This window comes from Ectopseudomonas guguanensis (assembly GCF_900104265.1).
Lineage (GTDB): Bacteria > Pseudomonadota > Gammaproteobacteria > Pseudomonadales > Pseudomonadaceae > Aquipseudomonas > Aquipseudomonas guguanensis.
On record NZ_FNJJ01000007.1, the window covers coordinates 22,777 to 45,564 of the forward strand.

General features: G+C 66.2%; 26 protein-coding genes and 1 tRNA gene. 15 read left to right on the top strand and 12 right to left on the bottom strand.

The genetic code is table 11. The features are described from left to right. Positions 1–8: 8 nt before the first annotated feature. From BLS61_RS11500 to BLS61_RS11515, 4 genes are all read left to right on the top strand, one after another. Entirely contained in the window at positions 9–815 is an 807-nt protein-coding gene (locus tag BLS61_RS11500) for an oxidoreductase (protein ID WP_090430927.1), read from the top strand. A gap of 29 nt (positions 816–844) precedes the next feature. Beyond that, entirely contained in the window at positions 845–2,128 is a 1,284-nt protein-coding gene (fabF, locus tag BLS61_RS11505; protein WP_090430929.1) for a beta-ketoacyl-ACP synthase II, read from the top strand. 53 nt (positions 2,129–2,181) lie between these two features. Next, positions 2,182–2,691, top strand: a complete 510-nt coding sequence (locus BLS61_RS11510) for a TetR/AcrR family transcriptional regulator (protein WP_167358718.1) — start codon at positions 2,182–2,184, stop codon at positions 2,689–2,691. Between the two features lie 149 nt (positions 2,692–2,840). Further along, entirely contained in the window at positions 2,841–3,329 is a 489-nt protein-coding gene (locus BLS61_RS11515) for a hypothetical protein (protein WP_090430933.1), read from the top strand. 109 nt (positions 3,330–3,438) lie between these two features. Here BLS61_RS11515 and cysD read toward each other — a convergent pair whose 3' ends face one another. From cysD to BLS61_RS24000, 3 genes are read right to left on the bottom strand one after another with little or no spacing between them, the layout of a single operon-like run. Beyond that, a complete protein-coding gene (cysD, locus tag BLS61_RS11520) occupies positions 3,439–4,374 on the bottom strand; it encodes a sulfate adenylyltransferase subunit CysD (protein WP_090430935.1) in 936 nt (311 codons plus the stop codon). After that, on the bottom strand, positions 4,371–5,048 hold the full coding sequence (locus BLS61_RS11525) for a DUF6671 family protein (RefSeq protein ID WP_244157939.1): 678 nt from the start codon (positions 5,046–5,048) through the stop codon (positions 4,371–4,373). The genes cysD and BLS61_RS11525 overlap by 4 nt, the downstream gene beginning before the upstream one ends. Positions 5,049–5,102: 54 nt before the next feature. Next, positions 5,103–5,228, bottom strand: a complete 126-nt coding sequence (locus BLS61_RS24000) for a hypothetical protein (RefSeq protein ID WP_279615166.1) — start codon at positions 5,226–5,228, stop codon at positions 5,103–5,105. A 96-nt stretch (positions 5,229–5,324) separates the two neighbouring features. Between BLS61_RS24000 and BLS61_RS11530 the strand changes: the two genes are divergently transcribed. Beyond that, the gene (locus BLS61_RS11530; RefSeq protein ID WP_090430939.1) at positions 5,325–6,248 is read left to right on the top strand and encodes a LysR family transcriptional regulator; all 924 of its coding nucleotides are present in this window, start codon (positions 5,325–5,327) and stop codon (positions 6,246–6,248) included. Between the two features lie 4 nt (positions 6,249–6,252). On the opposite strand, the gene BLS61_RS11535 is transcribed toward BLS61_RS11530, so the two are convergent. From BLS61_RS11535 to BLS61_RS11555, 5 genes are all read right to left on the bottom strand, one after another. Beyond that, a complete protein-coding gene (locus BLS61_RS11535; protein ID WP_090430941.1) occupies positions 6,253–7,197 on the bottom strand; it encodes an L-threonylcarbamoyladenylate synthase in 945 nt (314 codons plus the stop codon). A gap of 145 nt (positions 7,198–7,342) precedes the next feature. Further along, a complete protein-coding gene (phnE, locus tag BLS61_RS11540) occupies positions 7,343–8,104 on the bottom strand; it encodes a phosphonate ABC transporter, permease protein PhnE (protein WP_090430943.1) in 762 nt (253 codons plus the stop codon). Continuing rightward, positions 8,101–8,928, bottom strand: a complete 828-nt coding sequence (locus tag BLS61_RS11545; RefSeq protein WP_090430945.1) for a PhnE/PtxC family ABC transporter permease — start codon at positions 8,926–8,928, stop codon at positions 8,101–8,103. The genes phnE and BLS61_RS11545 overlap by 4 nt, the downstream gene beginning before the upstream one ends. Beyond that, positions 8,922–9,722 carry a phosphonate ABC transporter ATP-binding protein gene (locus BLS61_RS11550; RefSeq protein ID WP_090430947.1) on the bottom strand — a complete coding sequence of 267 codons (801 nt, stop codon included), beginning with the start codon at positions 9,720–9,722 and terminating at the stop codon, positions 8,922–8,924. The genes BLS61_RS11545 and BLS61_RS11550 overlap by 7 nt, the downstream gene beginning before the upstream one ends. Further along, positions 9,719–10,570 (bottom strand): putative selenate ABC transporter substrate-binding protein, encoded by an 852-nt coding sequence (locus BLS61_RS11555; RefSeq protein ID WP_090430949.1) that lies wholly within the window; start codon positions 10,568–10,570, stop codon positions 9,719–9,721. The genes BLS61_RS11550 and BLS61_RS11555 overlap by 4 nt, the downstream gene beginning before the upstream one ends. A gap of 134 nt (positions 10,571–10,704) precedes the next feature. Between BLS61_RS11555 and BLS61_RS11560 the strand changes: the two genes are divergently transcribed. Beyond that, positions 10,705–11,595 carry an NAD(P)-dependent oxidoreductase gene (locus tag BLS61_RS11560; protein WP_090430951.1) on the top strand — a complete coding sequence of 297 codons (891 nt, stop codon included), beginning with the start codon at positions 10,705–10,707 and terminating at the stop codon, positions 11,593–11,595. After that, positions 11,592–12,377, top strand: a complete 786-nt coding sequence (locus BLS61_RS11565) for a hydroxypyruvate isomerase family protein (RefSeq protein WP_090430953.1) — start codon at positions 11,592–11,594, stop codon at positions 12,375–12,377. Before BLS61_RS11560 ends, BLS61_RS11565 begins: the two co-directional genes overlap by 4 nt. Before the next feature lie 161 nt (positions 12,378–12,538). Here BLS61_RS11565 and BLS61_RS11570 read toward each other — a convergent pair whose 3' ends face one another. Further along, a complete protein-coding gene (locus BLS61_RS11570) occupies positions 12,539–13,516 on the bottom strand; it encodes a zinc-dependent alcohol dehydrogenase family protein (RefSeq protein ID WP_090430954.1) in 978 nt (325 codons plus the stop codon). Positions 13,517–13,663: 147 nt separating this feature from the next. Between BLS61_RS11570 and BLS61_RS11575 the strand changes: the two genes are divergently transcribed. Beyond that, entirely contained in the window at positions 13,664–14,389 is a 726-nt protein-coding gene (locus tag BLS61_RS11575; RefSeq protein ID WP_090430956.1) for a substrate-binding periplasmic protein, read from the top strand. Positions 14,390–14,472: 83 nt separating this feature from the next. Continuing rightward, positions 14,473–15,618 carry a PQQ-dependent sugar dehydrogenase gene (locus BLS61_RS11580; protein WP_090430958.1) on the top strand — a complete coding sequence of 382 codons (1,146 nt, stop codon included), beginning with the start codon at positions 14,473–14,475 and terminating at the stop codon, positions 15,616–15,618. A gap of 197 nt (positions 15,619–15,815) precedes the next feature. Here BLS61_RS11580 and BLS61_RS11585 read toward each other — a convergent pair whose 3' ends face one another. Continuing rightward, positions 15,816–16,007 carry a hypothetical protein gene (locus BLS61_RS11585; RefSeq protein WP_090430960.1) on the bottom strand — a complete coding sequence of 64 codons (192 nt, stop codon included), beginning with the start codon at positions 16,005–16,007 and terminating at the stop codon, positions 15,816–15,818. A gap of 240 nt (positions 16,008–16,247) precedes the next feature. On the opposite strand from BLS61_RS11585, the gene BLS61_RS11590 reads away from it, so the two are divergent. From BLS61_RS11590 to BLS61_RS11600, 3 genes are all read left to right on the top strand, one after another. Beyond that, positions 16,248–17,090, top strand: coding sequence for a CvfB family protein (locus tag BLS61_RS11590; protein ID WP_090430962.1), 843 nt, complete (start codon positions 16,248–16,250; stop codon positions 17,088–17,090). Positions 17,091–17,145: 55 nt separating this feature from the next. Continuing rightward, a tRNA-Thr gene (locus tag BLS61_RS11595) sits at positions 17,146–17,221 on the top strand. Between the two features lie 135 nt (positions 17,222–17,356). Continuing rightward, the gene (locus BLS61_RS11600) at positions 17,357–17,683 is read left to right on the top strand and encodes a hypothetical protein (RefSeq protein WP_090430964.1); all 327 of its coding nucleotides are present in this window, start codon (positions 17,357–17,359) and stop codon (positions 17,681–17,683) included. A gap of 4 nt (positions 17,684–17,687) precedes the next feature. Here BLS61_RS11600 and BLS61_RS11605 read toward each other — a convergent pair whose 3' ends face one another. Together BLS61_RS11605 and BLS61_RS11610 are read right to left on the bottom strand one after the other, a co-directional pair. Further along, positions 17,688–18,734 carry a GGDEF domain-containing protein gene (locus BLS61_RS11605; RefSeq protein WP_090430966.1) on the bottom strand — a complete coding sequence of 349 codons (1,047 nt, stop codon included), beginning with the start codon at positions 18,732–18,734 and terminating at the stop codon, positions 17,688–17,690. Positions 18,735–18,838: 104 nt separating this feature from the next. Further along, the gene (locus tag BLS61_RS11610; RefSeq protein WP_090430968.1) at positions 18,839–19,249 is read right to left on the bottom strand and encodes a GNAT family N-acetyltransferase; all 411 of its coding nucleotides are present in this window, start codon (positions 19,247–19,249) and stop codon (positions 18,839–18,841) included. 142 nt (positions 19,250–19,391) lie between these two features. Here BLS61_RS11610 and BLS61_RS11615 point away from each other — a divergent pair, with 142 nt between their 5' ends. From BLS61_RS11615 to BLS61_RS11625, 3 genes are read left to right on the top strand one after another with little or no spacing between them, the layout of a single operon-like run. Then, complete coding sequence (locus tag BLS61_RS11615) at positions 19,392–20,180, top strand: PP2C family protein-serine/threonine phosphatase (protein WP_090430970.1); 789 nt, start codon at positions 19,392–19,394, stop codon at positions 20,178–20,180. Between the two features lie 16 nt (positions 20,181–20,196). Further along, complete coding sequence (locus BLS61_RS11620) at positions 20,197–21,681, top strand: serine/threonine-protein kinase (RefSeq protein ID WP_090430972.1); 1,485 nt, start codon at positions 20,197–20,199, stop codon at positions 21,679–21,681. Positions 21,682–21,696: 15 nt separating this feature from the next. Then, positions 21,697–22,590 (top strand): FHA domain-containing protein, encoded by an 894-nt coding sequence (locus BLS61_RS11625; RefSeq protein WP_090430974.1) that lies wholly within the window; start codon positions 21,697–21,699, stop codon positions 22,588–22,590. Positions 22,591–22,788 lie beyond the last annotated feature (198 nt).

Below are 22,788 nucleotides of genomic sequence, written 5' to 3' on the forward strand. Positions count from 1 at the left end.
TAACCACCATGTCCAGCCCCACAGTGGTCGTCATTACCGGCGTGTCATCAGGCATCGGTCGCGCGGCAGCCGAACAGTTCGTCCGACGTGGTTGCCGCGTGTTCGGTAGCGTGCGCAATCCAGCCAGCGCTCAGGCCATCCCCGGCGTCGAGCTGATGCAGCTGGATATCCGTGATGAAGCGTCAATCCACCAGGGTATCGAGCAGGTCATCGCCAAGGCCGGATGCATCGACATACTGGTCAACAATGCCGGCGTCACGCTGCTCGGGGCGACGGAGGAAACCGCCATCGGCGAGGCCCAGGCGCTGTTCGACACCAACGTCTTCGGCATCCTGCGCGTCACCCAGGCGGTACTGCCGCATATGCGCAAGCAGGGCATTGGGCGCATCGTCAACGTCAGCTCGGTGCTCGGCTTCCTGCCGGCGCCCTACATGGGCCTGTACTCGGCCTCCAAACATGCCGTGGAAGGTTTGTCCGAGACCCTGGATCACGAGGTGCGGCGCTTCGGCATTCGCGTCGCGCTGGTCGAACCTTCGTTCACGAAAACCAGCCTCGACCTCAATGCACCACAGACCGCCCTGCGTATCCCCGCCTACGACGGCGAGCGGGCAACCGTCTCCCAGGCCATCCAGATGAACGTGCAGAAGGCGCCTTTGCCCGATGCGGTCGCCGCGACCATCGTCGAGGCTGCCCTGGGCGCGTGGAAAATGCGCCATACGCCCAAAGGCGAGGCCACCCTGCTCAGACGCCTGCGCCGCTTCATGCCGGCGGGGCCAGTCGACTCGGGCCTGCGCAAGACATTCGGCCTCGGCTGATTCATCTCTTCAACCTACGAGGCAACGCCATGCATAGAGAGCACCACACACGAATCGTCGTCACCGGCCTGGGTATCGTCAGCCCTCTGGGCTGTGGCATCGAGACGGTATGGACGCGCCTGCTGGCCGGCCACTCGGGCATTCGTACGTTGCCGGTCGAGCTGAGCGAAGGCACCGGCAGCGCGGTTGGCGGGCAGGTGCCCGGCATTGCTGACGATCCCCAGGCCGGCTTCGATCCTGAGCGCTACATCTCCGTCAAGGAGCGCAAGAAGATGGATCGCTTCATCGAGTTCGCCCTGGTCGCTGCCGAGGAAGCCCTGGCACAGGCCGGCTGGCGGCCGACGGACGAAGCGAAGCGCCAGCGCACCGCGACCATTATTGCGTCAGGAGTCGGCGGCTTCGGCGCCATTGCAGAGGCCGTGCGGATCACCGATCAACGCGGCCCTCGGCGCCTGTCCCCCTTCACTGCACCGTCGTTCCTGGCCAACATGGCAGCCGGCCAGGTTTCCATCCGCCATGGTTTCAAAGGCCCGCTTGGAGCACCGGTGACCGCTTGCGCGGCCGGCGCACAGGCTATCGGCGACGCAGCGCGGCTGATCCGCAGTGGTGAGGCCGATATCGCCTTGTGCGGCGGTACCGAAGCTGCCATCGATCGCGTCACGCTCGGAAGCTTCGCCGCAGCACGTGCGCTGTCCAGTGGCTACAACGATCGCCCCCAGGAAGCCTCTCGCCCGTTCGATCGTGCCCGCGACGGCTTCGTCATGGCCGAGGGCGCTGGCCTGCTGGTGATCGAGTCGCTGGAGCACGCCCTGGCAAGGGGAGCACGACCTCTGGCCGAGCTGGTCGGCTACGGCACCAGCGCCGATGCCTATCACCTCACCGCCGGCCCCGAGGATGGCGACGGCGCCTGCCGCGCCATGCAACTGGCATTGCGCCAGGCCGGCATCGACCCTGTTGAAGTACAACATATCAACGCCCACGCCACCTCAACGCCAGTGGGCGACCGTGGCGAGCTGTCTGCCATCCGCTCCGTGTTCGGCAGTGGCTCGGGCGTGGCGATTACCTCGACCAAATCCAGCACAGGACACCTGCTCGGGGCTGCCGGTGGCGTCGAGGCCATCTTCACCGTACTGGCCCTGCGTGATCAGGTCGTCCCGCCGACTCTGAACCTCACCACTGCCGACGAGGCGTCAGTAGGGCTGGACCTGGTCGCCCAGAATGCCCGGCACATGCCGCTGGAGCATGCGCTGTCGAATGGTTTCGGCTTCGGTGGTGTCAATGCCAGCCTGCTGTTCAGGCGCTGGAAGCCCTGAATATGAACCAGCCGACGACCAGAGACTCGCGCCGGGACAAGCGCCGAAGAGCGATGCTGCTCGCTGCGAGCGAGTTGTTCACGGCGCTCGGCTTCGAGATGGCGAACATGCAAGCCATCGCCGCTTCGGCTGGTGTGACCAAGGCAACGCTCTATGCCTACTTCGGCGACAAGGAACAGCTGTTTCGAGCCGTCATCGACTACTGGCTGGAGCAACTGCCGGAACCGAAACTGCCCTCCCAGCCTTGTGGCGCATTGCGCAGTTGCCTGGAGCGTGCCGCCACCTCGCTGCAGCAACTGGGCGAGCATCCAGCTTCGTATGCGCTCACTCATATCCTGTTGCGTACCCAGCGCATTCCCCACAAGCGCTGGCGGCAGCGCTACCGGCCTTATCAGAACTACCTCGAGGCCGTCCTTGTGCGTGCCGTCCGCTGCGCCCACCCGGCGCAGGCTGCCGGCCAGTTCCTGCTGCTGGCGGTGGGCCGCATCGACAGCAGCCCGCTGACGCCCAGCGAACCGCGTCTGATGGCAGCTGTCGATCTGTTCGTTCAGGCGTATGGCTGATGCGCTTGCGGCGGTGTCCCGGGCCGAGCTCGGCCACGGCGTGCTCTTGCCTTGGCAAATTCAGCCGCAGGCCATAACCAAGACTGCATACAATGGGCACCTCACCACTGCACGCCACGCTCATGGCCCATCGCACGAGGACTCGCCCCATGGCCTCCCCTGAAAAACAGAAGAAGCGCGCCCAGCGGGCCAAGACCAAGGCCAAGCAGAACCGCATGGGCAAGCCCAGGCCGCAAGCCAATCTGATTCATCCGATTCTGGCCAATCCGCTGATCGACGAGCCGTTCGATGATGTCGAGATCGACCTGAGTACCTTCGATTTTCAGGACATCGAAGAGAACGGCTTCGATCCGGCGCATTTCGATGACCTGTTCCAGGCGATGAATGCCGCGGAACGCACCGGTCTGCTCGGCCTGTGCCTGGTGTTCCTGCAATACCCGGTGCTGGAACTGGTGGTCGCCGAGGAGTCGGAAGACGCCGCAACCGATTTCATGATGGGCCTTTTGATCGTCTATCGCGCCATCTTCCATGGGGAAGACGAAGATGCTGCCGTGGCCTGGATCAGCAGCGAGGCCTTCCAGAGCGCCTATAACGAGGCCTCGGACATCCTGCAGAAGAAGAACGCGCGCGGTCGCTAGGCCAGACCGCCTCGCGCTCCCGCCTGCAAGATGAGCCTGGCCGCGGCACTGGCAGCACGTCCGGCGACCTGCCGTGCCGCATCCGCTCAGGGAAGATCGAGCCGTCGGGTTAGAAATAGCCTTCGATCTTCTTCTTCTCCATGGAGCCGTCCTGGTCATGGTCGATGACCCGGCCCTGGCGCTCGCTGGTTCTGGTCAGCAGCATCTCCTGAATGATATCCGGCAACGACTGCGCCCTGGACTCCACGGCGCCGGTCAGCGGATAGCAGCCCAGGGTGCGAAAACGCACCCAACGCTCATGGATGCCGACGCGCTGCTGAGGGTTGAGATGCGCCAGCAGGCGCTCGTCGTCCACGCAGATCAGCGTGCCGTGAAGTTCGACCACGGGGCGTGGCGCCGCGCGGTAAAGATCGACGATCTCGATCTTCTCCAGGTGGATGTATTGCCAGATATCCAGCTCGGTCCAGTTGGACAACGGGAAGACCCGCAGGCTCTCTCCCGCGTTTATGCGCGTGTTGTACAGCTGCCACAACTCCGGCCTCTGCTGTTTCGGGTCCCAGCGCTGGTGAGGGTCGCGGAACGAGCAGACGCGCTCCTTGGCGCGCGATTTTTCCTCGTCGCGCCGAGCACCGCCAAAACAGGCGTCGAAGCCGTACTTCGCCAGCGCCTGCTTGAGTGCCTCGGTCTTCATGATGTCGGTGTACTTGGCCGAACCCACCGAGAAGGGCGTGACGTTCAGGCGCTCGCCGTCCGGGTTGATGTGCACGCGCATGTCCAGGTTCAGGCGCTTGGCCAGGCGGTCGCGGAACTGGCCCATCTCGCGAAACTCCCAGCCAGTGTCTACGTGCAGCAGCGGGAAGGGCACCGGCCCCGGAAAGAACGCCTTGCGCGCCAGATGCAACAGCACCGTCGAGTCCTTGCCGATCGAGTAGAACAGGCAGGGGCTGCGAACCAGCGCCACGACTTCGCGCAATATGTGGATGGCCTCTGCCTCGAGCTGGCGCAGGTGGGACAGGCGAGCGAAGCCCGGGGCTGGCAGGGTCATGGGTTGCAGTGCTCGCAGTCGCCGGGGTTGGCGAGCCGCGTCACCGTGCTGCGCTCCTGATGTCTGCAGGCCGGGCATTCACGGATATGCGCCGTTGCCAGGGGTGTGCTCAGGCCGCAGCTGGAGCACAACAGGCCCGGCTCGCTGCGCACCACGACGAAGCCCGGCGCCTGGCAGCTCGGGCAGCAGCTTTTCAGGTGCTTGGCCAACTGCTCGGCCGCTTCGCGGATCACCCCCTGGCGCAGCGGGTTGAGATGGGCGCGCATGTCGGTTTCCAGCCAGACCTTTGGCTGGCGTGCCAGCAGCCACTGCAACTGCTCGCGCAGCCAGTCGGGGTCGCGGATGCCCTTGCGGAACCAGGGCTCGGCTGGGCGTCCCAGAATCAGCGCGTGCTCCGGAAAACGAACGCGCTGCATGAAGGCATCGGCGGCTTGCAGGTTATCGACCTCGGCCTGTGCGTAGTTGGTTGCGCCTGAGCCGGCCACCGCGAATATCGGGTACTGCAGGTGGTCATCCCACAGGCAGAGAATTTCATAATCCCAGGGCATCCAGCCCAGGTGCGGGTCGCGTCCGAAGCTGCCTTCACTGCCCAGGCCATAGCGCGCGCCGCCCAGCGAGCAGGCCAGCCGGGCCTTTTCCAGCGCGGTGTCGTGAGCGCTGCCGCGGCGTTCCACTTCGCGGCTGAAGGTGCCGAAATGGTCGGTGTCGTAACTGCTGATCGCGTCTACCTAGAAACCCAGGGGGGCGAGTGCCTCGGTGACCAGCCGTACCTTGTCGTGACAGGTGAGGAAGGCGACACGTTGCTCCCGGGGCAAAACCTCGATGTGCTGATGGTGGGTGCTGTAGGCGGACATGAGGGCATCTCCTGCAGATCGCGATGCAGGCATTTTCGCCATCAATTGATATAGTCAAAAATAGATTATCAGCGAAGAAAGCATAGGGTTTTGGCAATGAAAAGGCAGCGCTTTCACACGCGTCAAACGACCTTCCGCCAACTGGAAACCTTTCTTGCGGTGGCGGAGCGCCTGAGTGTCACCGAAGCAGCCCGTGCCCTGCATCTGGCCCAGCCTTCGGTGTCGACGCAGATCGCCAAGCTGGAGCAGGCGCTGGGCATGCACCTGTTCGAGCAATTGGGCAAACGCCTGCATCTGACCGATGCCGGGCGCCAGGTGCAGGCCGGTGCACGGCAGATTTTCGACGCCCTCGACCAGCTGGAAATGCGCCTGGCGCAGCTCAACGGCCTGACCATCGGGCAGCTGCGCCTGGGCGCCGTGACTACCGCCAAGTACCTGGTTCCCCGGCTGCTCGGCCCCTTCTGTCGGCAGTATCCCCAGGTCGAAGTGGAGTTGAACATTGCCAACCGTTCGGAGGTGATCCGCCGTCTGGAAGACAACCGCGACGATCTCTACGTGTTCAGCCAGCCACCGCGGCATCTGGACCTGGAGGTGGTCGCACTGGCGGACAATCCCCTGGTGGTCATCGCCCCGGCCGGGCATCGTCTGGCTGGCCAGCGTCTGCGCTGGGAGCAGTTGGCGGCCGAACCCTTCCTCAGTCGTGAGCCGGGTTCGGGTACGCGTCTGGCAATCGAAGAACACTTTTCCCGATTCGGCTGGACCCTGAAAACGCAGATGACCATCGAAAGCAACGAGGCGATCAAGGAGTCCGTGGCCGCAGGCCTGGGGATCGCCATCCTGTCGCGGCACACCCTGATCCATACGGCGCCGGGCAATCTGGTGGAGCTGGACGTGGAAGGCTTTCCCATCCCCAACCGCTGGTATCTGGTGCGCTGGCGCACCAAGAATCCGTCACCGGCCGCGCAGGCCTTCAGCCGATTCGCCGAAGTCCCGCTGGACACGCCCATGCTTTCAGGCTGAGCCTTCAGTCCAGGCGCTGGCTGGCGCGGGCCAGGCGGTCGTGCACCGCGGCCCACGCGTCGTGCTGCGGCGGCAGCTGGATGTACAGGCGCTCCAGGCCCAGGGCGTCGAGTTGATAGAGCGCCGCGTACAGCCGCGCAGCATAGGCCTGCGGTTGATCGCCGAGGTCTATCGCCGGGCCTGCGCTGTGCTGCGCCTGGCCGCACCAGATCCAGCCATGACGCGGCGACGCCAGTGCCTCGTTCGGCACCTGCACGAAGGCCAGCGTCGTGGTACCGGGCGCGTAGTGGCGATGGTGCTGGCCGGGGGCGCGCACGCCGCCATCCCGGTTCTCCAGCGGTTGGCCCAGGGCCGCTTCGAGGTCGCTCTGGCTCAGCATGCCGCGGCGCAGCAGACGCGGGCTGTCGCCCGGCAGCAGACTGACGATGCTGGATTCCAGACCCACCTGACAGGCCCCGCCATCGAGAATCCACAGGTCGCTGTCGGGGAACTGCTGCGCCACATGCGCCGCGCTGGTCGGGCTGATCGACATGTAACGGTTGGCGGACGGCGCGACCAGCCCGCCACCGAAGGCCGCCAGCAGGGCCTGCGCCTGGGGATGCGCGGGTACCCGCAGCGCCACGCTGTCCTGCCCGGCGGTGACGATGCGCGAGACATCGTCCCGGGCCGGCAGCACCAGCGTCAGCGGGCCTGGCCAGAAGGTGGCCATCAGGCGCTGGGCCGCAGCCGGTATGTCTGCGGCCCACTGACTGGCCTGAGCGGCGCTCTGCAGATGGACGATCAGCGGATTGCTGCTCGGTCGCCCCTTGAGTGCGAACACCTGCTGCACCGCGGCATCCTGGCGTGCATCGGCTGCCAGGCCGTAAACGGTTTCGGTGGGCAGGGCGACCAGAAGGCCGGCGCGCAAACGGTCGGCACACTGGGGAACGTTGTCGGTGATATAGGGCATGCGCAACAGGAGGCTTGTGGTTGATCGTCAGGGCACGGCTGGCGGCAATTCTGCGGTTAATTGTCCGCGATTGCCATGCCCTTGGTGGTCGATCTGGGCCACTCGCTCCGCTCGGCGCGGGGGGGCAGGTCGGTCAGACGGGCGCTCAGCTCACCCAGCGCTGCCGTGCCCAGCCACTCAAGGCATCCACTGCCAGCACCAGCAGGAGCATGGCCAGGATCACCGTGGCCGCCTGGGCTTCCTGGAACAGGCTGAGCGACACGTAGAGCATCTGCCCCAGGCCGCCGGCGCCGACGAAGCCGAGCACGCTGGCCATACGGATGTTGTTCTCCCAGCGGTACAGGGTGTAGGCCACCAGTTGCGGCCAGACGCCGGGCAGGGTGCCGTAGCAGAAGGCGAGCATGCGTCCGCCGCCGCTTTCGCGGATGGCGTCGGCGGGTTCGCGCGGGGTGTTTTCCAGCGCTTCGGCGAACAGGCGGCCGAGCACGCCGGCGGTGTGCAGGGCCAGGGCCAGGGTGCCGGCGTTGGGGCCCAGGCCTGCAGCCAGCACCATCAGCGCCGCCCAGACCAGCTCGGGGATGGCGCGCAGGGCATTGAGCAGCAGGCGTGTGGCGTGCAGGGCAATAGCGCCGAAGCGCCCGGCGGCCGGTAGCGCCAGGGCCAGGCCGAGCAGAGCGGCGAGCAGGGTGCCGATGGCGGACATGGCCAGGGTTTCCAGCGCACCTCGGCCGATGGCCTGAAGGTGCGCGGCGGAGACGTCCGGTTGCAGGAAGCCGCTGGCGTACTGGCCCATCTGCGCCAGGCTGTCGCCAGCGACCAGGGCGCCGAGGTCGATGCCCAGGTAGAGGAACGAGGCGATCACCGCGGCGAGGAGGGCGGCGAACAGGACCAGATTGCCGACTCTCATGTCAGCCTCGCGCGCAGCAGGCGGCTGAACTGGTCGGCCAGCAGCACCAGCAGCAGGAAGGTGAGCAGCATGCTGGCCACTTCGCCGCCGGCGAACATGCGCAGCGACAGGTCGATCTGCTGGCCCAGGCCGCCGGCACCGACGAAGCCCATCACCACCGAGGCGCGGATGGCGCACTCCCAGCGGTACACGGTGTAGGAGAGCATTTCCCCGGCGGCATTGGGCAGCACGCCGTAGGCGAAGGCGGTCAACCGGCTGCCGCCGGCGCCCAATAGGGCGCGGGTGGGGCGGGCGTCGACCGATTCGAAGATTTCCGCATACACCTTGCCGAGCATGCCGGCGTAGGTGATGGCGATGGCCAGTACCCCGGCCGTGGGGCCGAGGCCGACGGCGCGGACGAACAGCAGCGCCCAGACGATTTCCGGCACGCTGCGCAGGAAGATCAGCAAGCCGCGCACCGGCCAGCGCGCCAGGTTCGCCCACCAGGCCGGGTGGCCGCCACGGTGCACGGCCGACAGCGACAGCGCACGGCTTGCCAGCAGCGCGGCGGGGATGGCAATCAGCAGTGCCAGGCTCATGCCGGCGGTGGCGATGGCCAGAGTTTCCAGGGTGGCGCGGCCGAGCAGGGTGAGAAACTCGGCTTCATGCGCAGGCGGCCAGAAACCGGCGAGGAAGTTGCCCATGGCGCGAGTGTTGTCGCCATCGACCAGCACGGCCAGGTCCAGCTCGCTCAGGCTCAGGCCCGGCCACAACAACAACAGCGCCAGTACGGTGATAAGCAGACGCGGCAGTGCGGCGGGGTCGCGTGGGGCAGTGCTCAGCATCGCGGTATATACACCGGTTGCGGCTGTACGGACGAGCTGGGCGTGGCCTGCAGCTGCTCGTTGGCGTACAGGGCTTGCAGTTGGGCGGGCTGCACCTGCTCGGTGGGCAGGTCGAAGGCGATGCGCCCGTCGCGAATGCCGATCACCCTAGGGAAGTGCGCCAGCGCCAGATCGACGGCGTGCAGGCTGGCCAGCAGGGTCATGCCGCGCTCGGCGGCCTCGCGATTGAGCACGGCCAGGGTGTGGCCGGCCAGCACCGGGTCCATGGCCGAGACCGGTTCGTCGGCGAGGATCAGTTCCGGCGCCTGGTACAGCACGCGGGCGATGCCGACGCGCTGCAACTGACCGCCGGAAAGCTGGTCGCAGCGCTGGTAGAGTTTGTCGGCGATATCCAGACGCGCCAGGGCGGCCTGGGCACCGCCGGCATCCAGCGGATGCAGCAGGTTGAGCAGGCCCTTGGCCAATGACCACTGGCCAAGCTTGCCGGCCAGCACGGCAGTGACCACGCGCTGGCGCGGCGGCAGCGGCGGCGCCTGGTGGATCAGGCCGATACGCGCACGCAGACGCTGGCGCTGGCGGGCAGCCAGACGCCAGGGGTTGTGCTGCAGCAGGTCGAGCTCGCCGCGTGTGGGTTGCAGGCTGGTGGCCAGCAGGCGCAGCAGGGTGGTCTTGCCGGCGCCCGAGGGGCCGATGATGGCCACCCGTTCGCCGGGACTGACCTCGAGATCGATGTTTTCCAGCGCAACCTTACCGTTGGCGTGGGCCAGGCCCACGCCACGCAGGGCGATGCTCACTTGAGCAGGCCGGCGGCGCGAGCGGCTTCTTCGATGCCTTGGTAGTTTTCAGGCTTGGTCTCGATGAAGCGGCTGGCGGCCTGCAGGTCGAGAATCTCCTTGTGCTCGGACTTGGCCGGGTCGAGGGCGAGGAAGGCGCTCTTGATCTTCGCCTGCAGGTCGGCGTCGAGGTTGCCGCGCACGGTCCAGTTGTAGTCGTAGTAGGTCGGGGTGGTGGCGAAGACCTTGACCTTGTCGGTATCGACCTTGCCGGCGTCCACCAGCTTCTGCCAGACCGAGGCGTTGAGCACGCCGCCGTCGGCCTTGCCGGCCTGCACCCAGGCTGCGGTGGCGTCGTGGGCGCCGGAGTAGGCCACGCGGCTGAAGAAGTCTTCCGGCTTGATGCCGTCCTGCAGCATGAAGTAGCGCGGCATCAGGCTGCCGGAGGTGGAGGACACCGAGCCGAAGGCGAAGGTCTTGCCCTTGAGATCCTGCAGCGATTTCACCGCCGGGTCGGAGGTGATGAACTTGCTGGTGAATTCGGCGTCCTGCTCGCGCTGTACCAGGGGCAAGGCGTTGCCGGTTTTCAGGCGCGCCTGGACGAAGGTGAAGCCGCCCAGCCAGGCCATGTCGATACGGTCGGCGGCCAGCGCCTCGACCACGGCAGCGTAGTCGGCCACCGGCACGAACTCCACCTTCATGCCCATTTCCTGCTCCAGATAGGCGCCCAGCGGCTTGAATTTGCGCAGCAGTTCGGTGGGGGCTTCGTCGGGGATGGCCGAGACCTTGAGGACGTCGGCGGCTTGCGCGAATACAGCGGATACGGACAGGGCGATGCCGGCGGCGAGCGCCAGGGTGTTCTTGAACATGTCGGATTCTCCGGTTCAATAGCGGGGAAGGCGCGCGGAGTATAGTGGCCCGGCGCTGCCGATGCAGCCCCGGCAGCATACAACTGACTCCGGGGTTAAGATGCGCGCTGAAGACGAACTGCTGGAGTTGATCGATGACTGCAACGCTGCCTGCCCTGGCCTTTGCCGGGATTGGTCTGATGGGCCTGCCGATGACCCGCCGCCTGCTCGCCGCAGGCTATCCGCTGACCCTCTGGAACCGCACGCCGGACAAGTGCGCGCCGCTGCTGGAGCTGGGTGCGCATCGCGTGCAGAACCCCGCCGAACTGTGCCGCGATGCCAGCGTGGTGATGCTCTGCCTGGCCAATACCGAGGTAGTGCGCGAGGTGGTGTTCGGCCCGGGCGGCATCGTCGAGGGTGCGCGGGCGGGGCAGTTGCTGGTGGATTTCTCCAGCCTGGAACCGGCGGCTACCCGTGAAATGGCCGCCGAACTGGAGGCGCGTACCGGCATGCGCTGGGTGGATGCACCGGTGTCCGGTGGCACGCCCGGCGCCGAGGCTGGCACGCTGGCGATCATGGCCGGCGGCCGCGAAGAGGACGTGGAGCGTGTGCGCCCGGTGCTGGCGCATCTGGGCCAGCGCCTGACGCGCATGGGCGAGGTGGGCGCCGGGCAGGTGACCAAGGTGTGCAACCAGATGATCGTGGCCTGCAACGCCCTGGTGATCGCCGAGGTGGTGGCGCTGGCCGAGCGCTCCGGCGTCGATGCCAGCCTGATCGCGCAGGCTTTGGCCGGAGGCTTCGCCGATTCCAAGCCGCTGCAGATTCTCGCCCCGCAGATGGCCGCCAGCCAGTTCGAGCCGATCAAGTGGCACGTGCGCACGCTGCTCAAGGACCTCGACACCGCGGTGAAGCTGTCGCGCGAGCAGGGCAGCGCCACGCCCATGAGCGGCCTGGCCGCGCAACTGATGCGCCTGCACGGCAGCCAGGGCAACTTGGAGCGCGACCCCGCCACGCTGGTGGAACTGCTGCGCGAGCAATGCCCATGAAGATCGCCGCCAACCTGTCCATGCTGTTCACCGAACTGCCGCTGCGCGAGCGTGTGCTGGCTGCGATGCGCGCGGGGTTCGATGGCGTGGAAATCCAGTTTCCCTACGAACTGCCGGCCATCGCCCTGAAGGAAACACTCGAGCTTAGCGGCCTGCCGCTGGTGCTGATCAACGTGCCGGCGGGCGACCTGATGAGCGGCGGGCCCGGCCTGGCCAGTGTGCCGGCGCGCCAGGCCGAGTTCGACGCTGCCCTGCAGGAGGCATTGACCTACGCCGCCATGGTGCGCCCGGCCTGCATCAACGTGCTGCCGGGGCGCCTGGCCGAAGGCGTGAGCCGCGAGCAGGCGCTGGATTGCCTGGTCGCCAACCTGCGCAAGAGCGCCGAGGCCTTCGCCACACTGGGCATCCGTGTATTGCTGGAGGCGATCAACCCCATCGACATGCCGGGCTTTGTGATCAACACGCCGGAGCATCTCGATGAGCTGCTGCGTGTGGTTGATCACCCGAATCTGGCGGCGCAATACGACCTCTATCACATGGCGCGCCAGGAACTGGACGTGGCCGCCGGCACGCGCCTGCTGGCCGGGCGTATCGGTCATGTGCAGTTCGCCGATGTGCCGGGGCGTGGCGCCCCGGGCAGCGGTGAGCTGGATTTTGCGCCGTTGCTCGAAGCTTTGCGCGAGAGCGGCTACGACGGCTGGCTGGGCGCCGAATACAAGCCCGGCGAGGCGGGCACCCAGGCGAGCCTGGGCTGGTTGGCGCAGTGGCAGCAACACTCGTAGGGTGCGCCGCGCGCACCGGGAGTTCTGGCGGGACGTCGGTGGTAGGCATCGGTGGTGTTGCAGCTGGTGCGCATGGCGCATCCTACGGGGCGGCGTCAAGATCGGGCGGCCGCCGAGCGTCGTAGGGTGCGCCGCGCGCACCAACAGGCGTTCTGCAGGCCTCAGGGCACCAGCAGAATCTTGCCGTCGCGCTCGCCGCTGGCAGCGGCCGCCACGGCATCCTTGATGTGTTCCAGGTCGTAGGTAGCCGCGACGCGGGTCTTCAGCTTGCCGCTGGCGATCAGCTGCACCAGCTCGCCGAACACCTTCATCTGCTGCGCCGGGCTGGCCTGCTGGAACCACTTGGCCAGCCAGAAGCCGCGCAGGGTGACGTCGCGGAACACGAAGGAGGCGGGGGAAACCTGGCAGGCCTCGCCGCTCATCATGCCGTAGTTCACCAGCACACCACCGTTGGCCAGGGTCGCGGCGATGTGATCGGTGCTGGCACCGCCCACGGCGTCGATGCCAAGACGCACTTCCGCGCCGCCGGTGGCCGCGCGCACGCGCTTGGCCAGATCCGGGCCATCCACCAGCACCAGGTCACCGCCTTCGGCCTCGACGCCGGCCACGGCCGATTCGCGGCGCACCACGTTGATGGTCTTGAAGCCGCGCAGCTTGGCCAGCTGGATCAGGTAACTGCCGACGCCCGAATTGGCGGCGTTCTGGATCACCCAGTCGCCCGGCTTGAGGTCGACGAACTCGCTGAGCAGCAGCGAGGCAGTCGGCGGGTTGACGGTGAGCATGGCCAGTTGCAGCGGGTCGGCATCCGGCAGCGCGATGAGCTTGTCCGCAGGAGCATTCAGAGCGCTGACCCAGGTGCCGCAACCCACCGGCAGCAGCACGGTCTGGCCGACCTTGAAGTTGCCGACGCCTTCGCCGAGCGCCTCGACTCTGCCCACCCCCTCGTTGCCGCCGATGGCCGGCAGCGGCGGCAGCATACCGTAGGCACCGGTGAGGGTTAGCACGTCGGACGGGTTGATCGGCGCGGCCAGCACCTTGACCCGCACCTGCCCGGCGGCGGGCTCCGGCAGTTGCAGGGGCACGGCGCTGATCACGTCCTGTGGCACCGGGCCGCGATGCTGATATTCGGCTTTGAGCATGGTCTGATCTCCTGAAGGCAGGCGCAAGGATAGGTGCAGCCAGTCTAGTCGCGTTGGGGCAAAGCGGAATGAATCGGCCGGCATCCACTCTGGTGATGAAGGCTGTGGGCCGTCTATGCTCTGGCTGTTGCGATAGCGGAGCAGGCGATGTTCAGATGGTGGCTGGGCTTGATCTTGGCATGCCTGAGTACGGCGGCCGTGGCAGAGGTACTGCATGTCGGCTTCGGCACGCACAAGCCACCTTATGTGTACGAAGGGGAGCCGCGTGGCCTGGAGTACGAGCTGGTCGAGCGTGCCGCGCGCAACGCCGGCTTTCAGGTGACCGCCTACTACGCGCCGATGGAGCGCCTGCATCTGATGCTGCGCCGCGGCGAGATCGATGCCATCGCCACCACCCATGAGCGCAGTGGTGTGGAGGCCTTCTATTCGGACGTCTACATCCACTACCACAATGTCGCGGTGGCGCTGGCCAGGCGGGGCTATCGCATCGAACGCATCGCCGATCTCGGCAACTATGCCGTCAGCGCCTTCCAGCGTGCACGCCTGCTGCTCGGCCCGGAGTTCGAGCGCATGGCCATGAACAATCCGCGCTATCGCGAAGAGGCGCTGCAGATCAACCGCAATCGCCTGCTCTACAGCGGCCGTATCGATGTGATAGTGGGCGACAAGCGCATCATCCGTTACTTCAATCGCGAGGTTGGCGACCAGGTCGACGTGACCCAGCCGCTGGCCTGGTTCGAGATTTTCCCGCCCACGCCCTACCGCGTCGGCTTTCGCCTGGACGAGCAACGCCTGCGTTTCAATCAAGGCTTGCGCAGGCTGCACGAGTCCGGCGAATACCGGCGCATCGAACAGCGTTACCTGATGGACTGAAACCTGAGGAAACTTTTCCAGGGCTGCCGCGGTTGCGAGGCTGTTGCACTATGCCGGCTTGTCTGACGACTGGAGACGCCACGATGCCGCGCCTGAAACCCCTCGCAGCCCTCGGCCTGATCGCCCTGTTCGGTTACCAGTACAGCTTCGCCGAAGACCGGCAACTGAGTTCGGAGCTGGGGCCGCTCAAGGTCCACACCGTCGCCGAAGGCCTGGTCAATCCGTGGGCCGTGGCCTTTTTGCCGGACGCTCAGGGTTATCTGGTCAGCGAGCGACCGGGGGCGTTGCGCCGGGTAAGCGCCGAGGGCGAGATTTCCGCGCCGCTGCGCGGGGTACCGGAAGTCTTCGCCGTCGGCCAGGGCGGTTTGCTCGACGTGGTCCTGTCACCTGATTTCGCCGAGGACCGCCTGGTCTATCTGTCCTACGCCGAGGCCGGCGACGGCGCTGCCGGCACGGCGGTCGGGCGCGGCAAGCTGTCGGCCGATGCTTCGGCACTGGAGAATTTCGAGGTGATCTTCCGCCAGCAGCCGAAGCTGTCGAGCGGTACGCACTTCGGTTCGCGCCTGGTATTCGACCGTGACGGTCACCTGTTCATCGCCCTGGGCGACAACAACGATCGCCCCACCGCGCAGGATCTCGACAAGCTGCAGGGCAAGCTGGTGCGCATCTTCCCGGATGGGCGCATTCCCGAGGACAACCCCTTCGTTTCCCGCGACGATGCGCGGGACGAGATCTGGTCCTACGGCCATCGCAACCAGCAGGGCGCCGCGCTCAACCCCTGGAGCGGCCGCCTGTGGACCCACGAGCATGGCCCGCGCGGCGGCGACGAGATCAACATTCCCGAGGCCGGCAAGAACTACGGCTGGCCGCTGGCCACCCACGGCATCAACTACTCGATGCTGGCGATCCCCGAGGCCAAGGGCAAAACGGTCGAAGGTACCGAGGCGCCACACCATGTCTGGGAAAAATCACCGGCCATCAGCGGCATGGCCTTTTACGATGCCGAGCGCTTCCCGGCCTGGCAGCAGAACCTGTTCATCGGTGCGCTGGCCGGCCAGGCGCTCATCCGCCTGCAGCTCGACGGCGACCGGATCGTGCATGAGGAGCGTCTGCTGGAGTCGCTCAAGGCGCGGGTCCGCGACGTGCGGCAGGGGCCGGACGGCTATGTTTACGTACTGACGGATGCGCCCAAGGGGCGGTTGCTGCGCCTGGGGCTGGCGAGCGAGTAAAGGGTGCCTCTAAAAACGTAGACGAGGCAGTCAGCGCAAGGCGAAAAGCAGGCGAAAAAGCGCAGTTCACAAGTTGTAAATGAGCATTTTGATCGGACTCGCGCACGAGCCTGTCTTTAACGCAGCGATGACAACGCAGGTAGTTTTAAGAGGTGCCCTGAGCGGGGGGCTGGGTGCGCGACGCGCACCCGAGGCGATCACTTCTTGCTGATGGTGATCTGGCGGGTGCCGCCGTAGGTCTGGCCGCTGACGCCCTTGGCGATTTGCTGGATCTCGCCACCGTTCTGCAGGAAGGCAGCGATCTGCGCCTCGATGGACTCGCGGGTTTCCACGGCAGGGGCGGGTTTGCTGACTTTGCTGGAGGAAGACTTCACGCGCAGGGTGGCCATGACCTTGATCTCTTTCGGATGGGCGGCCGGCCATTATGCCCCAAGCTGCCTCTCGTTGCTTGGTCAATTGCCCCGATGCTTGCGACAACGCCGCGCATGCGCGGCTTTTCGCAGCCATTTATGGCTTGTTTTCCAACCACTTGCCTTATCGATCGACCGGCTGTCGATTGATCATGCAGCCAGCCCGGACACCCCTGATCTCGGGTAGAATCCCTGGCTGTTTTGGCGAGGTGGAACACGATGGCCGTTATCGGGCGGATGAATTCTTTGCAGGTGGTCAAGCACACCGACTTCGGTCTGTATCTTGACGGTGGCGCGGATGGCGAAATCCTCCTGCCCAAGCGCTACATCCCCAAGGACACGCCGAGCGAGGTCGATGACTGGCTCAACGTGTTCATCTATCTCGACAGCGAAGACAAGCTGATCGCCACCACCCTGAAACCGAAGATCCAGCTCGGCGAGTTCGCCAGCCTCAAGGTGGTGGATATCAACCGCGTCGGCCTGTTCTTCGACTGGGGCCTGCCCAAGGACCTGCTGCTGCCGCATTCCGAGGAGAAGCGCCCGCTGCAGATCGGCGACTACTGCGTGGTCTACCTCTATCTGGACAAACGCACCCGTCGCCTCACCGCCACCGCGCGCCTGGATCGCCATCTCGACCAGGTGCCGGCCAGCTATCAGGTCGGCCAGGAAGTCGATCTGCTGGTGGTCGAGCGCACCGATCTCGGCTTCAAGGCCATCATCAACGGCAAGCACTGGGGCCTGATCCACAAGAACGAACTGTTCAAGTTCATCCGCAGCGGCATGCGCGAGAAGGGCTACATCAAGGAGTTGCGCGCCGACGGCAAGATCAGCCTGAGCCTGCAGCCCATCGGCCGTGAAGCTGCCGGCGGCCTGGCCGAACAGATTCTCCAACGCCTGCGCGCGCAGGGCGGGGTACTGGCCCTGGGCGACAAGAGCCCGCCGGAGGCGATCGCCGAACAGTTCCGCGTCAGCAAGGGCAACTTCAAGAAGGCCATCGGCGGCCTCTACAAGCAGGGCCTGATCCGCATCCACGACGATCGTATCGAGCTGCTCGACGACTGAGGCGACAGTGACTTGAGCGCCGGCGCGGCAACTCGCATAATGCCGGCGTTTTCCCGCCGGTGTAGCTCAGTCGGTAGAGCAGCGCACTCGTAACGCGAAGGTCGCAGGTTCGATTCCTGTCTCCGGCACCATGAACATCAAAGGGTTAGCTTCGGCTAGCCCTTTGTCGTATGGGGCCCTCAGATGTTGCAACATTCCCACTCCGTGCTGTCGAAGCTAATGTGCATCCTGGCTTGGCTGCAGGCCGAGCCTTCTGGGAGTTGCCTATGTTGATCCGTTCGATCCTGATGATGCTGGCTGTATCCGTCGCCGCTGCCGCGTTTGCCGATCAGCCGCAGACCATTCGCGTCATTCCCAAAACTTACGTCAGCCCCGGCGCCAGCGGCAGCGTTTCCGGCTCTTCGAGCTACGAGCAGCATAACCTCTATGGCGGTCAGCGCCTGCCGCAGGGCAGCGTGCGCCAGGAGAGCCGCTACGGCAGCCAGTCCAGCGAGACGCGCGGCGGCATTCGGCAGAGCATCGAGTATCCGGGCGGGCTGATCATCGAACGTCAGCCGGGTAGCGGCAGTTACCAGCAGCAGCGCAGCCGCTGAGCACTCAGTGACGGGCGGCTGAGGTGGCAGGGCTGCCCTGTTCGTCGGCGATCACCGCACGGTTGCGTCCCTCGCTCTTGGCGCGATACAGGCTCTCGTCGGCGCGCTGTAGCCAGCTTTCCCAATGCTCGCCGCTATGCAGCACGGCGCCTCCGATGGAGACGGTGACCGCACCGCCCGGGCTGTGCAGTTCCTTGCCGACCCTGCTCAGCAGGTTCTGCGCAGCGGCGCGCAGGCCTTGTGCCTCGGTGTTGGGCAGCAACAGCAGAAATTCCTCACCGCCGAAGCGGAACAGGCGGTCTTCCTTGCGGCAGCAGCGCCTGATCAGCTCGACGAAAGCCACCAGTACCTGATCGCCGACGTGATGACCGAAGCGGTCGTTGATCTGTTTGAAATGGTCCAGATCCATCACCAGCAGGCCGTAGCTGTCGCTGTGGCGGCGATGGCTGGCCATGGCTATCTTCAGTTCCTCGTTCATCGCCCGGCGGTTGCGTGCGCCGGTGAGCGGGTCGTGGGTCGCCAGCAACTGCAGCTGGTCGCGCTGGGTACGGGTGCGGAAGGCGAAGATGAAGCTGAGCACGCTGGCCATCATGCAGGTGACCAGAAAGGAGACCATCTGATAATCGCTCTCGAACACGCTGCCCGGCACCAGCAGGGCATGGCTGACCAGGCTGACCAGCACCAGTGCGGTGGCCAGCAGGGCCTTGCCGGGCGTGACCATGAAGAAGTTGAAGAGGATCAGCGGATAGATCCAGAACAGGCCGTTGACCCCCAGGTTGATGGCGATCAGCGTGGCCCCGACCGAGAACACCGCGGCCAGGTAGATGCCGGGTTTGACCGTGTCGCGCGTGACCCAGGCGTAGAGCACGGCGAACAGCGTGGACAGCACGATGATGGTGTCGGCGATGCCGACCAGATAGTTGCCGTGCAGCAGGCGATAGACGGCATAGGGCGAGATGCTGACGATGCCGAAAAAACCCATCAGGGTGATGATCGACAGCTGAAAGTCGTTGCGCAGGCGCTTGAGCAGGCGAGCGGTCTGGGTAGCCATAGCGTTTCTTTTCATTGTTATGAGGCAAGCATGCAGAGCTTTGACCTGCAATGGCAAGGGGCATTTCCGGGCAAAATGCCAGTATTTTGCCCAGGCGATGGGGTTCAGTGAGCGCGCAGGGCGATCAGCGACTTGCTGCGCTGGTAGCGGGCCAGCCGTTCGGCAAGCGTCTGCGGCAGACCGGGGCAGTCCGCGAAGCCCATGCGCCGATACAACGGACCGAGATCGGGATGGCAGAACAGCCACACGGGGTCCGGGTGCACGGCCAGGCTGCCCTGCACCAGCCTGGTTGCCAGGCCCTGGCCGCGCTCGTTGGGCGCGACGAACAGGCCGGTCAGCCATTGCCCGTCCGCCAGCGGGCGCAGGCCGAGGGCGGCGATGATCTCGCTGCCGCGCTCGGCCACCCACAGTTCGTCGCCGGCCTGGCTGCGCATGGGCGAGCGGTGGCCGCGGTAGAACTTGTCGATCAGCGGTCGCAGCGGCGGAGGGAGACGGCGAATGCGGGGGGCGGTCATGGCTGTCGGGAGTCGGGACGAGTGATCCATTAAACCACCGCATTTGGTTAACGGCTGCGCATTTGCGGCCTCGCGGGCGGTGACAGCCCGGTCGCATCGCCGCATCATCAGGCAATTCGCCGTTCGCTCAAGGATTCGCCGCGTGTCCCAGCCTTCCCCTGTCTCCGTGGTCTTCGCCGCGCAAAGCGTGGCCGGTAGGGTCCGCACGCACAACGAGGATGCCCTGATCTGCCGTCCCGACCTGGGCCTGTGGGCCCTGGCCGATGGCATGGGCGGGCACGAGCGCGGCGAGGTGGCCAGTGCCCTGGCGCTGGATGTGCTGGTCGAGGCGTTGCTCAGCGGTGCGCAACTGGTGGCAGCGGTGCAGGCCGCACATCAGGCGGTAGTGGCAGCGGCGCAGCCCGGCGTCGGCGAGGCTGGCATGGGCAGCACCCTGGTTGCCGCGCGCCTGGAGGGCGACGAGTTCGAGCTGGCCTGGGTCGGCGACAGCCGCGCCTACCGCATCGGCAGCGAGCATATCGAGCAGCTCAGTCACGATCACAGCTGGGTCCAGGCCATGGTCGACGCCGGCCGGATGAGCGCCGAGGAAGCCCGCGAGCATCCGCGGCGTAACCTGATTCTGCAGTGCCTGGGTCAGGCCGGGCAGGCACCGGATGTGGGCCTGCTGCGTGTGCGGCTGGCCTCCGATGAGCTGCTGCTGCTGTGCAGCGACGGGCTGACCGGCGAGCTGGACGACGCCGCCATTCAGCGCTGCTGCGCCGAAGCGGTCACCCTGGAGGCGATGGTCGAGCAACTGGTGGGGCTGGCCAATAGCCATGGCGGCAGAGACAATATCAGCTGCATCGTCCTGGGCCTCGCCCCGGCTGCCGAACCCCGCGAAGCGCCGTCCCCCGGCCTGCTGCGCAAGTTGTTCAAATCCCTTCAATCCTGAGCGCCAGTCGAGCCGCATGAGCCAGCCCTCCATCAGCGTACCCGGTTACAGCATTCATCATCGCCTGGGCAAAGGCGGCATGGCCGAGGTCTATCTGGCGACCGAGCAGGCGCTGCAGCGCCAGGTGGCGCTCAAGGTGCTGCTGCATCGCGAAGACGCAGCCTTCACCCAGCGTTTCATCAAGGAAGGCCATACCGTCGCCTCCCTGCAGCACCCCTCGATCATCACCATCTACCGCATCGACCAGCTGGACGACGGTCGCCACTTTCTCGCCATGGAATACCTGGCGGGCGGCGATCTGGCCCGGTTCAAGGGCCAGCACCTGGAGCCGGCGCGCGCGCTGCGCATCGTCCGGCAGATCGCCAGTGCCCTGGCGCTGGTGCACGACAAGGGGCTGGTGCACCGCGACATCAAGCCCGGCAACATCCTGTTCCGCGACGACGGCACCGCGGTGCTGACCGATTTCGGCGTGGCCAAGCAGCTGCAGCTCGACAGCGAGCTGACCCAGTCCGGCATCGCCGTCGGCAGTCCGGCCTACAGCAGCCCCGAGCAGGCGCAGTGTCAGGCGCTGGACGCGCGCAGTGACATCTACAGCCTGGGCGTGATCCTGCTGGAGATGCTCACCGGGCATAACCCCTTCCGCGGCGCCAACTACACCCAGACCCTGATGAACCAGCTACAGCTAGAGGCGCCGCCGCTGCCGGAGCCGCTGGGCGAACTGCAGTGGCTGCTCGACCGCATGCTGGCCAAGGACCCCGACGATCGCTTCGCCGACTGCCACGTATTGCTGGCCAGCCTGGATGAGCTGCAGGACGCCGATCAGGACCAGACCCGTCTGAGCCCGGCCGTCAGCCTGCCGCCGCGCCCCGCCCGGCGACGCTGGCTGCCCTGGGCCGTACTCGGCCTGTTGCTGCTCGGCCTGGGCAGCGCTGGCGGCTACTACTGGCAGCTGCAGCAGCGCATCAGCGGCTTGCTCGCGCTGGCGGAAACGCGCCTGAGCGAGGGTCGTCTGCTCGAACCGGCGCAGGACAACGCCGACTACTATTTCCGCCAGGCCCTGGCCCTGGACGAAGGCAATGCCCAGGCCAGCGACGGCCTGCAGCGCGTGCTGCAGGCGCGTATCCAGCAGTATCTCGACCTGGCCGAACAGCGCCTGGACGAGGGCTTGCTGGTTCTGCCCGAGGACGACAGCGCGGTGCATTACTTCCGTCAGGTGCTTGGCTGGGAGCCGGACAACCTGCTGGCCCTGGCCGGCATCAACCGGGTGGCGCAGCGTTTCATCGAACAGAGCGAGGCCGCCTATGCGCGGCGCGAATACAACCTGGCGCTGCAACAGATCAGGCAGGGCCTCGAGGCCGAGCCCGACAACGAACGGCTGCTGGCCCTCCATGACGGCCATGCCCAGCGCGTGCGCAACAGCCAGGCGGCGAACCGCCCGCGCAGCGCGCAGCCGGCCCAGCAGAACCCGATCAAGCGCTTGCTGAACAACCTATTCGACTGACCCGAGGCGACCACGATGCTCCGACTGCAGTTCCTGGATAACCGCCAAGCGCCGGTCTGGCTGACCGACGAGCGCCTGACCATCGGCCAGGACAGCCGTAACCAGCTGGTGCTCGGCGATGCCGGGATCGCCAGCTTCCACGCCGAGATCCGCCAGGATCACGGCTACTACTACCTCAGCGATACCGGTCAGGGCTCCACCTGGGTCAATGAGCAGCGCGTCGGTACGCGCTTTCAGCTGCGCGACGGGGATCGCCTGCGCCTGGGTGCCGTCGAGCTGCTGCTGGTCGACCCGTCGAAAAGCGCGGCCAGGCCGGAAGCCGCCGCGCCGCGCTGGTTTCTCCAGGTGATCCAGGGCGAACACCAGGGGCGCAAGTTCCATGTCCACGGCTCGATGACCTTTGGCCGCTCGAGCAAGTGCGAGCTGTGCTTCAGCGATCTGGAGCTGTCGCGCCGGCATTGCGAGTTCTTTCTCAAGGACGACGTACTGGAGGTCAAGGATCTCGCCTCGGCCAACGGCGTGATGGTCAACCAGCAGAAGGTCAGGACCGCCGTGCTGCAACCGGGCGATCAGCTGAAGATGGGCTCGGTGACGCTGCTGGTGATCGGGCCGAAGGTGAGCGTGAGCGAGGCGCCCGACGAGGATGCCACCCAGTTCATGCGCGTGAGCGACCTGCCGCCTGCGTTGGCCGCCAAAGCCGCTGGTAGCGCCCCGCAGAGCGCGCCGGTGCCGCAGGCGCGCGTCAACGTCAAGGCCGCGCCGGCGGCGGCCAATCCGTTGCGCGCTGCGGCCCAGGCCAAGGCTACCCCCGTTGCCGCGTCATCCGCCGGCAGGCTGTGGCTCGGCGGTTTCGTATTGCTGCTGATCGGCGTGGGCCTCGGTGCCGTTTCGATGCGGTTATTGGGTTGAGTCGGGGCCGGTGCAATCCGCCAGAACCGGGGTGGCGGGTTGCACCCGCCCTACGGGATCGCGGTCGTGTCGTAGGGCGGGGGCACCCCGCCGTTGCCGTACCGCGGGTGGTGCGCACGGCACACCCTTCGGGCGGTTGCCGTACGGCGCGACTCTGCCGTAGGGTGCGCCGTGCGCACCGAATGCCCCGAGCCACGC

Excerpts from the sequence above, each read along its gene's own strand:
- BLS61_RS11585 (WP_090430960.1), bottom strand. The coding sequence starts at position 16,007 with ATGGCCACCCTGCGCGTGAAGTCTTCCTCCAGCAAAGTCAGCAAACCC.
- BLS61_RS11580 (WP_090430958.1), top strand. The coding sequence starts at position 14,473 with ATGCCGCGCCTGAAACCCCTCGCAGCCCTCGGCCTGATCGCCCTGTTC.
- BLS61_RS24000 (WP_279615166.1), bottom strand. The coding sequence starts at position 5,228 with ATGTCCGCCTACAGCACCCACCATCAGCACATCGAGGTTTTGCCCCGG.
- BLS61_RS11600 (WP_090430964.1), top strand. The coding sequence starts at position 17,357 with ATGTTGATCCGTTCGATCCTGATGATGCTGGCTGTATCCGTCGCCGCT.
- BLS61_RS11510 (WP_167358718.1), top strand. The coding sequence starts at position 2,182 with ATGCTGCTCGCTGCGAGCGAGTTGTTCACGGCGCTCGGCTTCGAGATG.
- BLS61_RS11500 (WP_090430927.1), top strand. The coding sequence starts at position 9 with ATGTCCAGCCCCACAGTGGTCGTCATTACCGGCGTGTCATCAGGCATC.
- phnE (WP_090430943.1), bottom strand. The coding sequence starts at position 8,104 with ATGAGAGTCGGCAATCTGGTCCTGTTCGCCGCCCTCCTCGCCGCGGTG.
- BLS61_RS11515 (WP_090430933.1), top strand. The coding sequence starts at position 2,841 with ATGGCCTCCCCTGAAAAACAGAAGAAGCGCGCCCAGCGGGCCAAGACC.
- BLS61_RS11560 (WP_090430951.1), top strand. The coding sequence starts at position 10,705 with ATGACTGCAACGCTGCCTGCCCTGGCCTTTGCCGGGATTGGTCTGATG.
- BLS61_RS11555 (WP_090430949.1), bottom strand. The coding sequence starts at position 10,570 with ATGTTCAAGAACACCCTGGCGCTCGCCGCCGGCATCGCCCTGTCCGTA.
- BLS61_RS11590 (WP_090430962.1), top strand. The coding sequence starts at position 16,248 with ATGGCCGTTATCGGGCGGATGAATTCTTTGCAGGTGGTCAAGCACACC.
- BLS61_RS11535 (WP_090430941.1), bottom strand. The coding sequence starts at position 7,197 with ATGCCCTATATCACCGACAACGTTCCCCAGTGTGCCGACCGTTTGCGC.
- BLS61_RS11605 (WP_090430966.1), bottom strand. The coding sequence starts at position 18,734 with ATGGCTACCCAGACCGCTCGCCTGCTCAAGCGCCTGCGCAACGACTTT.
- BLS61_RS11565 (WP_090430953.1), top strand. The coding sequence starts at position 11,592 with ATGAAGATCGCCGCCAACCTGTCCATGCTGTTCACCGAACTGCCGCTG.
- BLS61_RS11575 (WP_090430956.1), top strand. The coding sequence starts at position 13,664 with ATGTTCAGATGGTGGCTGGGCTTGATCTTGGCATGCCTGAGTACGGCG.
- BLS61_RS11530 (WP_090430939.1), top strand. The coding sequence starts at position 5,325 with ATGAAAAGGCAGCGCTTTCACACGCGTCAAACGACCTTCCGCCAACTG.
- BLS61_RS11570 (WP_090430954.1), bottom strand. The coding sequence starts at position 13,516 with ATGCTCAAAGCCGAATATCAGCATCGCGGCCCGGTGCCACAGGACGTG.
- BLS61_RS11620 (WP_090430972.1), top strand. The coding sequence starts at position 20,197 with ATGAGCCAGCCCTCCATCAGCGTACCCGGTTACAGCATTCATCATCGC.
- BLS61_RS11545 (WP_090430945.1), bottom strand. The coding sequence starts at position 8,928 with ATGCTGAGCACTGCCCCACGCGACCCCGCCGCACTGCCGCGTCTGCTT.
- BLS61_RS11625 (WP_090430974.1), top strand. The coding sequence starts at position 21,697 with ATGCTCCGACTGCAGTTCCTGGATAACCGCCAAGCGCCGGTCTGGCTG.
- BLS61_RS11610 (WP_090430968.1), bottom strand. The coding sequence starts at position 19,249 with ATGACCGCCCCCCGCATTCGCCGTCTCCCTCCGCCGCTGCGACCGCTG.
- fabF (WP_090430929.1), top strand. The coding sequence starts at position 845 with ATGCATAGAGAGCACCACACACGAATCGTCGTCACCGGCCTGGGTATC.
- cysD (WP_090430935.1), bottom strand. The coding sequence starts at position 4,374 with ATGACCCTGCCAGCCCCGGGCTTCGCTCGCCTGTCCCACCTGCGCCAG.